The organism is Paenibacillus sp. 01T443 (assembly GCF_056398325.1).
In genome coordinates this window covers 60649-73734 of record NZ_JBFTPE010000009.1, presented here as the reverse complement: position 1 = coordinate 73734, position 13086 = coordinate 60649, and the positions used below count along the sequence as shown (strand labels likewise).

General features: G+C 52.9%; 7 protein-coding genes. 1 reads left to right on the top strand and 6 read right to left on the bottom strand.

Translation table 11 applies throughout. From position 1 onward, the window contains the following. Positions 1-56: 56 nt before the first annotated feature. Positions 57-1439, bottom strand: a complete 1383-nt coding sequence (locus tag AC1DLI_RS18650) for an ABC transporter substrate-binding protein (RefSeq protein ID WP_477605189.1) — start codon at positions 1437-1439, stop codon at positions 57-59. A 279-nt stretch (positions 1440-1718) separates the two neighbouring features. Here AC1DLI_RS18650 and AC1DLI_RS18645 point away from each other — a divergent pair, with 279 nt between their 5' ends. Beyond that, on the top strand, positions 1719-2480 hold the full coding sequence (locus AC1DLI_RS18645; RefSeq protein ID WP_477605187.1) for a response regulator transcription factor: 762 nt from the start codon (positions 1719-1721) through the stop codon (positions 2478-2480). Between the two features lie 123 nt (positions 2481-2603). On the opposite strand, the gene AC1DLI_RS18640 is transcribed toward AC1DLI_RS18645, so the two are convergent. The 5 genes from AC1DLI_RS18640 to AC1DLI_RS18620 form a co-directional block, all read right to left on the bottom strand. Further along, entirely contained in the window at positions 2604-3497 is an 894-nt protein-coding gene (locus AC1DLI_RS18640) for an ABC transporter ATP-binding protein (protein ID WP_477605185.1), read from the bottom strand. Positions 3498-3500: 3 nt separating this feature from the next. Next, the gene (locus AC1DLI_RS18635) at positions 3501-6377 is read right to left on the bottom strand and encodes an ABC transporter permease (protein ID WP_477605183.1); all 2877 of its coding nucleotides are present in this window, start codon (positions 6375-6377) and stop codon (positions 3501-3503) included. A 150-nt stretch (positions 6378-6527) separates the two neighbouring features. Continuing rightward, positions 6528-7595 carry an efflux RND transporter periplasmic adaptor subunit gene (locus AC1DLI_RS18630; protein WP_477605181.1) on the bottom strand — a complete coding sequence of 356 codons (1068 nt, stop codon included), beginning with the start codon at positions 7593-7595 and terminating at the stop codon, positions 6528-6530. Next, positions 7549-8286, bottom strand: coding sequence for an ABC transporter ATP-binding protein (locus AC1DLI_RS18625; protein ID WP_477605179.1), 738 nt, complete (start codon positions 8284-8286; stop codon positions 7549-7551). The genes AC1DLI_RS18630 and AC1DLI_RS18625 overlap by 47 nt, the downstream gene beginning before the upstream one ends. A 340-nt stretch (positions 8287-8626) precedes the next feature. Next, on the bottom strand, positions 8627-12886 hold the full coding sequence (locus AC1DLI_RS18620) for an endo-1,4-beta-xylanase (RefSeq protein ID WP_477605177.1): 4260 nt from the start codon (positions 12884-12886) through the stop codon (positions 8627-8629). Positions 12887-13086: the final 200 nt, after the last annotated feature.

Genomic DNA, 13086 nt, shown 5'->3' with positions numbered 1-13086 from the left:
AGTCCCCATTATAGAAAATTTCTAAATGGGGACTGCAAGGCAATCGCTATTAATGGTTACGAGCCAAATACTTCGTCAATCGCCGCTTGGAATGCCGATTTATACTTTTCGACGACTGTGGATACCGAAACCCCGCTATTCAGTTCGCCGACGAAATCATAAAACTTCAGATTCGGGAACGTATTGTGGTCGAGGACGATCATATTCGGCGCAACCATTTTGGCGTTGTTGATGTCATCCTCATTTTTAAACAACGTCTCATACCAGCCTTGATCCGGATAATCATACATGGAATCGATATCGTTAATCTTTTCCCAGATATACAAGAGCTGCTCGGGATTCTTGATCGATTTCGGAATCGTCAAAGCTTGGAAGAGCGCTTCCGCGGAATGATAGGTCGTAGCATTCGGTCCCTTCGGAAACGGAATGAAACCGAGCTCATAATCAGGCATATCCGTCTGGAAGCCGCTTAGCTCCCACAAAGCGCCTGCATACATAAGCGTATTGCCTTGACGGAAGAACTGACCCGGCTCCGTCCAATCGCCGCCTTCCGTCGGTCTCGCTATTTGCTCCGTAGCCAAGCGGGAAACGAAATTAAGCGCATCAAGCGTCGCGGGATCCTCTAGATTTTGCTTGTCTCCTTTGGTGAGTCCTGTATTGTTGGAATACAGAGCCTGGTCCATAAGCGAAGAATTCGCGAGACCCCATGTATCCAGCTTGCCATCGTTATTCGTATCTTTATTGGCCTCTTTGGCAACTTGAATGAACGTTTCCCAATTCCAGTTGTCTTCGTTCACATACTCTTGCAGTGCTTTCGCGCCTAGCTGATTCATAAGCGTACGGTTGTAGAATATGCCCTGAACCAGATTAGCCTGACCCTCGCTAAAGCCGTAACCTTTGCCCTCATACGTGTAATATTCATTCGTGACCTTCTGATTGAATGCCCTAGGGTTCTTCGTGTACTCGTCGATTGGCCACAACAGATCTTGTTTCACAAGCGTTGGAACCGTGTACGTTTTGCCCAATCGGACGATATCGCCAATCGGCTCGCCCGCCAACAAGGATGCGGTGACTTTCTGCTGGTACTCGCCGTAATCGATAGCGACATATTCCACTTTGAAGTTATGCTTCTCCATTAACGCATCCAGGTTTTTCTTACGTTGAATGTTGTCGGGATTGTCTTCCGGAATCGTCATATCCCACCACGAAACGATTTTGATCGTCTTGCCGCCCAGATCGAAATCCATCTCCGGCGTACTGTTCACTTCTTCCGCATTGTTCTCCGCCGCATTGTCAGGCGTCTCGGTCGCGACGCTGTTCGCGCCGGCGTTGGTTCCCTTGTTGTTACCGGTGTTGTTGCCGCTGTTGGAACCGCTGTTGCATGCTGCGAGAACCAGAACCATTGCGCATAACAGAACCATCATTTTGCGAATCTGCATACTTAATCCCCCTTAAGATTTGTGAACACATTAAAAGTGTAGCGCTTACATTTTGTAGCAACAACCTGTCGAAAACGAGATATTCCACCCGTCAAATTATAGGTCGAGAGCTGTCGTTTCGAATCCAAAACCGCAAGGAAAGACAAGTAGTAAACAACGGCTAACGATATAAAGAAAAGCACATTGTTAATCATTCGTGTATTTTACATAATGAAAGCGTAATCTTTTGCAGGCATGAGGGAGTCAGGCGTGCCGCGAATACAATGGGAGGTAAACATTGTGTATAAGGTACTGTTTGTCGATCTGAATGATCATTCGGGAGATAAGTCACTACATACGCTTGATTGGAACAGCATGGGGTTTGCCTTGGAGGGTTATGCCGACGCTTCCGCAGCCGCCATGACTTTATTCGCCCAGCATTGTTTCTCGCTTATCGCGATCAATATGAAAGGCGCTCACGCAGAGGGGCTGGAGCTGTGCGACCAGATCCGCAGCAAAAGCCGCTTGCCGATAATGCTCATTGGCGGGGGCAATGACTTCCAGCTCGCAAGAAAGGCGATGTACTATCAAGTCAGCGATTATTTGCCCGATCCCTTGTCAATCGATGAGTTAACGGCAAGCATGCAAAATTTGAAGCGGGAGCTCGACTCCGCCCTATCAACGAATGATAACGAGCATTCTTTGTCCTTATCCGAAAATGATTCTTCCCCGCAGGGCAACATTATCGATAAAGTGAAGGAATACGTGGGAGAAACGTTGCATCAGAACATTACCTTGAAAGAAATATCCAATATTTTGCACTTCAACTGCTCTTACCTGGGACAAAAATTCAAATACCACGAGAACATGACCTTTAACGAATACCTGCTGCAACAGCGCATGGAGAAAGCCAAATCCTTACTCGAACATACTGACATGAAAGTTTATAAAATCGCTAACGAAGTCGGATACACAGAAATGGATTGGTTCTACAAAAAATTCAAGTCGTACACTGGTGTAAGCGCTAACGAGTACAGAAAGATGATCTCGATTACGGCATGACCCGTAATGGATTGCGATATCGGCATAAGCTCATTTGATCGTGGAATCCTTTAATCATCAGAAAAGAAAGCCGCTTGCTTTGTTTGTCAAAGCAAGCGGCTTTTTAGTTTGTTCTTGTATCGTTCAGCCCGTCTTCCTGGCCTCCGGCGGATAAAGAATGATGCGGCCGTCCTCCATCTCCACGCGCACTTTGTTACTGTCCTTGAAGCCCTCCAGGTCGAGATAGCCGGCCGGAATCTGCAACCGGCCCGCCTTATCGACAACGGCATACTCAATATGGCTCTCTGTCCCGTGCCGGGCGCTCTCTGCGTCCAGCAGCGCAATTTCTTCCGCATACGATACCCGGCGAATCATCTCCGCCGACGTCTTGCCGTCACGGATTTGAACGACTCGATCCACCTTGCGTGCCAGCAGCGGATCATGTGTCACGATGACAATCGTAATGCCGATCGTCCGATTCAGCGTGCGGAACAGATCCAGCACCTGATTGGACGTTTTCGTGTCCAGTGAGCCTGTCGGTTCATCGGCTAAAAGCAGCCTCGGTTCGTTCGCGAGGGCGATGGCAATCGCCACCCGCTGCTGTTCCCCGCCGGATAGCTCGCTCAGCCGATTCATCATTCGGTGGCCAAGTCCAACTGCTTCGAGAAGCTCGATCGCCCGTGCACGGCGGTGTTTGCCGCACAGCAGCATCGGCAGCTCGACATTTTCCCTTGCGGTCAGGTACGGAATCAGGTTTCGCGCATTGTTCTGCCATACGAAACCGACCGTATCCCGCTTGTACTTCACCAGGTCCTTCTCGCCAAACGTCAGCAGATCCTTTCCGTCCACAAGCAGTTTTCCGGCTGACGGCTTGTCCAATCCGCCCAACATATTGAGAAGCGTTGACTTGCCGCTGCCGGAATTGCCGATGATGGCCATCAGCTCGCCGTCTTCGATCTTCATATCGAGCCCTTGCAGGGCGACGACCTCAAGATCCGCCGTTTTATAAATTTTGACGAGTCCTTCACATTGAATCATAGGTTACTCCTCTCCCAGCTTCAGCGCTTGGGCAATCCGGGTCCTCGACAGGCGGTAGCCGAGAATCAGCAGGCCGATCGTTAGCATGACCCCGACGATGCTGTAAAGCTGTACGTAATCGCTGAGCTGATATGTGATCTCGAACGGAGGCACCTGCTCGGCGGTCGAGAAAGACATTTCGAACAGGGGAATAAACATTTCGCTGATCAAGTTTCCGATAAACACGCCGATGATGACCGCCGCACCCGAGGTGAACAATTGTTCGCTGACTAGCATGCCAATAATCTGCCGGAATGGAATACCCATGGCCCTCAGCACCCCGTATTGGAGCGTCCTTCCCGATAGGGTCAGCACCCAGAACAGCAAGAAGCCGAAGAAGCTGATCAGCATGGAGATCACAAAGCCCAGCGTCATGACGCCGTTGATTGCCAGCCTGAAAGGATCATTCTTTGACAAGATCAGCTCCTGTATCGCATCGCGAAGGCCGGCAACCTGCACTTTTTTCTCAGCAAGTTGGTCATAGATCACCTGGCTGGATACGCCTTCATTCAGCTTAAGCCAAACCTCATAGGGCTCGACCGCAAGCCGGTTCTGGATCGTGCCCAGATGTCCGACGATCAGATGAGACTCTGCAGCCTGCCCGTCTTTCGCATCTACGCTTGACGGAAGCGGATTCCAGCCCGGCCAGTAGTCGATAATCCCGTAAACAGTGAACTGTGCCTGGTCGAGTCCATCCCAGGAGACACGGATCGGATCGCCCGGCTTGATCGCTGCCGCATCGGCGAGCGACCTTGAGATCAGTACCGCCTTCGGATTCGGCGCTATCAGATTCAGATAGCTGTTGATGGGATATTCAAGCAGCCCGTTCTTCATCCAGGCCGTCTTGCCGAAATCCAACGTATCGATGCCGAATAGCACGGTCTTTCCGGTCGTGCCGCTGCTGCCTGCACTGAACCTGACCGCTTCCTTCTTGAACACTCTAGCGACCGCTTCTACCCCCTCCAGCTCCTGGATTGGCTGAAACGGCGGCTCGGTATACTGGATCCGCCTCGTTTCCGCGATGCCCGTTTCGGTTTGCGGCTGCTGCGTAGAGCCTGATGACATCGGAGGAGGCGCGTCGCTCTTCCACCGCATGGTCAACGCCATGTCGGCGCCGACGGCGTACTGGATCTTACTCTCCATATTGTCGTTGATCGTCCTGGCCGCATTCGCGCTGAAGAGGCCGGTCGCCACCGTCATGATCAGAAACACCTTAATGGTCAAATACTGACCGGACGATCGGCTGATTTGAACCAGCGTATTGTATAGCGCCGGCGACCACCATCTGCGGCCTGCCCAGTAGATGAGACGGATAAACCACGGGTACACGCGCAGCACCAGCAGACCGCCTCCGAGCGCAAATAATGCAGGCATTAGGAACAGCAGCGGATCAAGCTGCATGGCGTCAGAATCGAGTGCCAGCCGCTTCAAATCCTCCTGCCGTTTGTTGAAATTGTACAGCAGATAGACCGCTAGACTGACGAGTATGACATCGAGACCTGTCTTATGCCAGAACGACATCCTGGTCAGGCGTGCCATTTGCTGCTTGTGACCCACAATGCTTGTCCTTGTCGCCAGGAAAGCCGGAATCAGAATAAGCACAATCGCCACGCCCACAGCAATCGCCGCGATCTTATAGGCGGTGCTGGTCAGGCTGACTTCAAGCGCCGATCGCTGGACGAACTCCAGGAAACCGCTCGAGGCGCCCAGCACCTTCGTGAACGAAACGCCGAGGAAAGGTCCCACGGCCAGTGCGCTCAAACCAAGGAACAGGCTCTCCAGCGCGTAGGCCATCATGATCTGCAATCGGCTGGCTCCACGGCTGCGGAGAACGGAAATTTCCGTCTTTTGCCGTTCGATGATGAGATTGGCAGCCATATACAAATAGAAGGCCAGCATCAGCATGACGGGGGAGTAAAGGGACAGCATCATTACGTCGAGCTTCGCTTGTTTCCCCCGATAAGATCCGACCGTCTCAATTGCCGGGATATTAATCTCTTCAACTCCGAGCCGTCCTCGGAAATAGCGCCGGATATCCGTGCTGGCTTCGATGAATTGGTCGATATTGTCGACATTCATCTGTTCATAATTAAGGGCGAAGCGCCATTCCAAGTCGGTTAACCTCGCCTTGCCACCTTTCGTAAATTCGCGCTCGAACTGCTCGAACGGGATAATAAATCCGTCTTCGGCCTCCGTTGTCAAATACGGCAAATAGGGGTCGCCGGCAGGATCCGTCTCGATGATGCCGACCGGAATGACGCGAAAGCGGCTCCGGTCCCCTTCAGGTGATTCCGCCACCAGCTCTTCTCCGAGACCGCGCTTCGTTGCAAACAGAAATTTCTGGGTTACAAGCGCTTCGAAAACGCCGTCCGTTCGGTCAACCGGCATCCGTCCGTCTATCAGCCGCAACCGCTTCTCCATACCGGACAGGGATTTAAAGCTGCCTGCCGTTTTTTGCGACTGCTTCTCTTGATCCGAGGCGTCGGCACCGTACACCTTCATTTTTTGCGTGAAACGCTGCTGGTAGAATGACATCGCCGCAAGTCCCGCCCTGTCCGGGATCGTCTGCACGAAACGGTCAGCCCGTACAAGCGCCTCAGAAGTCTCTTTATCCATTTTTGATGAAGAAACGGTCGTACTAACCCGGACGAAGCCCGGGTAAACGGCGCTTTGACTCTGCACCTGCTGGAGTTCTTTCAACAATGTCTGCTGCAGAATGGCTTCGGAATAAAGCGGCATAGAGCTGAACAGGGCCACGCATACGGTAAGGCCAAACCACAGATTCAGCTGCAGCCATTTGTTATTTGCCATTTTGCGGAGAATCATCGTCCATAAGGCCATACGTATACCCCATTCTTGCGCCCGGTCAGTCCGGGCATTATTGTTCGATTCTAACAATTAATAAAGTTCCAATTTTATTTGCGCTTAGAATTCACCTTGAAACGTAGGCTGAGCCCTCAAAATACGGCATCAGCCGTTTACGCCCTGCGTTTAATTGTTCAGGATGACCTTCTCGCCTTCCTCCAGCCCGCGGACGATCTCCACTTCGGTCGGTGTCGTTAATCCCAACTCAACGTCGACCTCCTTGCGCCGATCGCCCTCCGCGACCTGCACGTAGCTGCGGCCCATATAGGAGCGGATCGCTGATCGCGGAAGCAAGATGACGTTCTCGCGCTTCTGCAGCTCGATATTGAGCTCCGCGCTATGGCCAATCTGTACCCCCTCAGGCTTATCGTTCATGCCGATAATGATGGTCACCGAATTGCGTTCGGCCTTCGCATCGTCAGCGCCGAGGGGCACGTTAGAAGGAGATTGCAGCACTTTCCCTTTATAGTCCTTACCCTTATACTTCAGGCTGACGGGCATGCCCGCTTCTACCGGTAGCAGGTCCTTCGAATTTGCCGCTGCATAAGTCAGCTGCATTTTGGACGGATCCGCGATGGTTACGATGGATTGGTAAGCGTTGATAAAGTCGCCTGCATTCAGTGATTCGGCGAAGGTTACGATCCCTGCAATCGGAGCGTACAGCTGTGATTGGTCGAGTCGCTTCTCCATGGAATCCAGCATCAGCGATTCCCGTTCCAAGTCGATCTCCCGCAGGCGCAGATCGGTTGCGTTCGCGCCGGAAGCCCGAGCCTGTTCATACTGCAGACGGGCGCGCTCCACGCTCAGCCTCTGCAGGCGGATCTGAAGTTCCAGGTCACCCGTCTCCAACTGGGCGATCAGGACGCCGGCTTTCACTTCTTGGCCGACCGCCACGTTGATGGATTTCAACCGCCCGCCGGATTCCTTGAAAGAGAGCGTATCCATGCTGGAGGACACGAAATTCGCCGTTCCTTTGAGAAACGTCTGAATGTTTCCTTTGGCTGCGTCCACGATGTCTAATTCTTCCTCGGCCGGCTGGACAAGCGGCGGCTGAAGCGACGCCTCCTCCATGGGGAGCAGCGAGCAGCCCGTAAGCGCCAGCGTTGCGGCGAGCATTACGGCCACGTGCTTGGCGCGGGGAATCAGACTAAACAACGGGTGTTTCATGAGTCGTTTGCGATACAATTTTTCCATCCTCCAATGCGATAACGTAATCGGCAAGCTCCATAATGCCCGGGTCGTGCGTCGTCAGAACGATCGTCATGCCTGACCTATTCACAAGATCACGGAATACGCGGATGACCTGCAGTCCCATCTTGCTGTCCAGCTCCGCAGTAGGCTCGTCCGCGATCAGCAGCGAGGGCTCGTGTGCAATCGCACGGGCGATCGCCACGCGCTGCTGTTCGCCGCCAGACAGCTCCGTCGGCCGGTGCTTCATCCTCTCCCGCATGCCGACGCGCTCCAGTGCACGCTCCGCGGCCTCACGGTTGCCATTGACAGGGGTACCTGCAATACGCAGCCCGAACTCCACGTTCTCGTAAGCAGACATTAACGGTATCAGGCCGAACGACTGGAACACCAGGCCAATCTCCTTGCGCCGCAGCGCGCTGCGCTGCGCGCCGGAAAGTCTGCTAATCTCCCGTCCCCGAAGGAACACTTGGCCCTCCGTCGGCTCGTCAAGCGTGCTGAGAATATTCAGCAGGGTCGTCTTGCCGGAACCCGACCGGCCTTTGAGTGCCACCATAGACCCGGCCGGTATGGTCAGATGAATGTCCGCCAGCGCGGTGACGGCGGTATTGCCTCTGCCAAAGACTCGTTTAATGCCGGCTGCCTTCAGGATCGTTTCGCCGCTTGCTTCTATCATTCTTTCTACCTTCGTAGACATCGCGATCCCCCTCCAGTTCATCTAATTGTTGATGCAGTAAAGTCATGCCACCATGGATTTTAAGCCGATCCGATACTAACACTCATAATTTTAGCGCTTTCATTTAGCGAACAAAACCCGTTTGTTTCTTGTATATTCACCTTACAAATAATAGGTTTAAGGAGCGATAAATTGCAGCCGCCGTCCTTTGGGAGCTCAGCTCGTGAGCGCAATTATCCGTTTGGCCAAACGGACGCTTACCGCCCGGAAAATAAAAAGAACTGCGCCGTGCTGGCGCAGTTCTTCAAGCGTATCGGTGGTTTTCGGTTCTCGATGCTATGAATCCATTATTGTCTTGTTATTATTGCATTTCTAACAAATGAAACAGAAGCGCTGCTGCTTCAGCGCGGGTAGCCGTGCCTGCCGGATCAAAGTTGTTATTCGGCTTACCCTTGATAAGACCGGCTTGCTGCAGCTCGGAAATTCCGGCACCTGCATAAGCGGAGATCTTCGCGCTGTCAGCGAATGCAGCTTCAGCTTGGGTCTTCTCCAAGGCCAGACCGGCTGCTTGCAATGCACGGTAAGTCATCACCGCCATGTCTTGGCGACTAATGCTTGCACCTACATCAAAAACGCCATTTGGTTTGCCTTTCACAATTTCCAGCTTCGCAGCAATGGATACGGACTGCTCATAATAAGCGCCGCTTGCCACGTCATTGAAGGAATGGCCTGCGCTCGCTGTTTCCAGACCTAAGGTTTGAATCAGCATGTGGATGAACTGCTCTCTAGTGACCGCATCGTTAGGTGCGAAGGAAACTGCGGATACCCCTTTCACAATCCCACGAGCCGCTATCGCTTCGATTGCATCAGCTGCCCATGCTGCCTTGTACAGGTCAGTGAAGGAAGATTTCACGGCTGACGCAGCATACTTACTGAAGTGCTTAGCTTTAAACTCTATTTTTCCTGTGCCCGGAATGTAACGTCCGTTTTTGACGACTTCCAGCCTTCCGTCATCCGCAATATAATACACGACAACCTGTCCCGGTTTTTCGCCGGCTTTCAAGGTGTACGGATACGATACCCGAACGGTTTGGTTATCGCCAAAGTGACTAATTTGTTGGCTGCCCACAGTGAGAGTAAAGTCAAAAACCGTGTTATCTCCAACCTTCTCGCGAGCTTCCTCAGATAACGCTGCAGGATCGATCTTGCTCACTGACAGCGAAGTCTGCTGAGGACTGCCTGCGCCAGTTAGGATGGAGATCGGAAGTTGAACGGCCGCCCAAGCCGTCTTCACTTCGACGGTTTTGATTCCGGCAACTGCGGCTTGTTGAACTTGACTCCCAGATAAGGTAACGGTTACCTTATCGCCCACCGTATCCTTCGCTTCAAGAACAAGCTTATTCCCCTGCGCATTGCGTAATGCAGCGGCGAAAGCAGCATCTGTAAAGGTCTGAGCTGCAGTTTCTGGCGTTGGCGTTGGCGTTGGTGTTGGTGTTGGCTGTTCGGTGCCGTCTCCCGCTTCGGCGAACTTCAGTACGCCGTATCTGGATGTGCTCTGCCAGGACAAACCTGTCGGATCGTTCCAGATGGCCACGCTGTCTCTTATGCCATCGCCATCCTGATCATTGTTGACTTGAAAGTCGAAACCTATTAGTTTGCCGAGCGCAGGATCTATCTTATCCAATGCGATCGACGCTTCAACGATGTAGCCGTCCGCCGTCCGCTTTGCAGCAGAGTCTAGATTTCCGCTCTTTGAAGCCGGATTGACGGATTGCTCATTGTCGAAGTTGATCCGGTACTGCCCGTCGTCCAATTCGAAAGAACCGGTCGCGGCATTGTTCTGGTCGACGAAAATTTCAATCGAATCCTGCTCATGCACATTGGCGCTCTGCTTCGAGAGAAGAGAGTCAGTCACTTCGGCCAATACGTACAAACGGCCTTCATCCCAAAGCGTCCGGACCTTAGCGGTCGAACCGCTTGACCCGATTACCCAGCGGTCGGTTGCGATTTCATTCGCATCGTCCCAAAGCGCGTCGATGATGCCATCGATGACAGGCGTTCCTTTTACCGCCGCCGTATAGAGAGGGCCTTCGCCGAGCGCAAGCACGCCGAACCCCGATGTATCGGAATCCTGCGAGTCCGTCGTGTCGTTCCACGACGTTACCGTCAAGTTCTCCCCGGATTGGTCAACGATTCGGGCATCGAATCCGATTTCTCTGCCGAGCACAGCGCCCTCCATTGGTATCCAAGCCTCGATCCGGTATCCGTCAGCGGTGTTGACGGCCTTGTAATCCCCCGTATTTTGCGGAGTTGCTCCGCTCCGCCCAAACGTGTATTTTATGTCATCCGCTTCGTATAAGACCGTTTTGCCGTTATTGCCGTCGATATAAATCTCCACCACATCGTTGTCGCTCACCGTCTTGTCGAATACGTCTACGGTAACGTATAGACGACTATCATCCCAAAGCGCCTTGAAAGCACCAGCGGTTTCCCCGGCCTTGAGAATGGACACCGCCGGCGCCCGGTTCCACGCTTCTTCCGATTGACCATCGACTATCGCGCTTCCGGCGGTTGCCGTCGCATCCTTGATTTCGACGGGCAGCTTGCTCGGATCGACAAGTCCCCAATACGCATATTTCGCCTGCAGCCGCTCATCGAACGGCAGCGGCCAGTTACGTCGAACGATCGGGAATGTGCTTAGCCAAGTGTTCCCGTCATCCTTGCCCCAGAAGATCACGGCAGTTATTTCGTCCTTATATTTCTTAAACACGTCGAAAATGTCCTTATATCGATTAGCCTGCTTGATCTGCAGTTCAACAGGGAACGACTCCCAGGAATCCGTGCCGTTCGTATAGCTGCTCATGTCGAGCTCGGTAATCTGCTGCTCAATGCCAAGATCGGTGAACGCATTGATCGTTGTGTCGATTTCCTGCGCCGACGGATTTTGAATATCGATATGCATTTGGTGGCCGACGCCGTCCACAGGAATGCCTTTGTCCTTCAGACGCTTAATTAAGTCATGCAAATATTGCCGTTTTTCCGGTTGATGCGTATTGTAATCGTTAATGAACAGCTTGGCGTCCGGATCCGCAGCATGTGCGTATTCGAATGCTTTCTCAATAAATTCCTCGCCTGCGATTTGATACCATAGGCTGTTCCGCATGCCACTCCGATCTGCGGGTTCAATAACCTCGTTCACGACGTCCCAAGCGTAAATTTTGCCCTTGTAACGGCCGACCAACGTATCAATATGCCGCTTCATCCGCTGAAAGAGCAGTTCCTTGCTTGCAAGTTTTCCTTCGTCATCGTAGAACACCCAGTCCGGTGTCTGGCTGTGCCAGACGAGTGTATGTCCGCGGTAGGCAATGTCGTTATCGATGGCGAAATTAACGGATTGGTCCGCACGCGTAAAGTCGAACTGTCCATCCTGGGGCTCAGTCGCGTCCCACTTCAGCTCGTTGCCGCCTGTCAGGCTGTTAAAATGTTTCTTGAGCAGCTGTGCGTGCGGTCCGTCCGGCTCTGCGATTTCAGAAACCAGGAACGCTGATCCGAGCATGAAGTCGTCAGCGAAAACATCCTTAAGCGATGGGATATCGGTCTGAATTTCGATCGGCACCGGGTCCGGAATTTGTTCCATCGTGAAATCGTCCATGTAAAAGCCAAGAGTAGGGTGGTCGAACGATTCGAAGTAGACAGCCACGTTCTCGGACGCGGCAGCAAGCTTGTATTCACCCGACAGCTTGAGCCAGCCGCCGGAGCTTACGGTTAAGGCGCCGACGCGTTCGTAATAGTTGATACCGCCTGTCGTTCGCTGGATCATCATCGAAACAGGGGCATTCTGCGTACCTTCGGGCAAACGCAGCCAGGCTGAAAGCGCATACGTTTTGCCGGCTGCCATGATCGGCGTCATGTCGAGCATCGGACCGTTCCAGCCCTCCGTTCTTCCCTCCACCTGCAGGCTATAGGAGCCAGAATGCGCTGCTGCAGCCGTTGCCGTCAACACCTCTGAGCCGCCGCGTCCGAACCAGCCCTGAACCGTGCCGTCTTCAAAATCTGTCGCGTTCGGTTCCGGCAGCCCGCTGCCCGTTTCCGTAATTGTAATTTCGTCCACGTAAAACGAGCCGAGCGAATCCGGCAGCTCAAAGTAAACCGACAGCTCCGAGACGTCGCCAGTAAAAGTATAAGGCGCGGACAGTTTCGTCCACGAGCCGGACGTAACCGGCGTCTTGTAAACGATCGAGTCGTAATTCGTCTCGCCCCCAGACACACGCTGCATCGACATGCTGGCGGTTGTGTCGCCCTCGCCTGCCTTCAGCTTCACAAAGGCCTCCAATTGGTACTCGGTGTCCGGCTTCAGCACAGGCAGCAGGTTATAGCCTGGTCCATTCCAATTTGCGGTGCGGCCCGTGGACAAGAGCGAATGACTGCCGCTGTACGCCTCATCCCCGGATACTGACAACGTATCCCCGCGCGCGTACCACCCTTGCGTTGTTCCATCTTCGAATACAAAGGACAGCGAGACTGCCTCCGCATTTGTTCTCATCGGCGCGCTGAGCGTCGCGGATGTCAGCGCGAGAACGTAGACTAACAGAAGTGAAATTTTTCGTTTCCAGCCATTCATGATCATAAAAACACCTCACCTTCAAATTATTTATTCCATAAAAACGCCCCTTTCGGGGCGTTCTTCCTGGCATCATTGTTCGTCGTCCACAACAAGCGTCTTACACATGTACCACTTGCTGCTTTTATAGTCATCTTCCCCCCGATAGATGGCGGCGCCAATCGGATCATCCGATTGGCGCCTTCCACGCTCGCTATTGG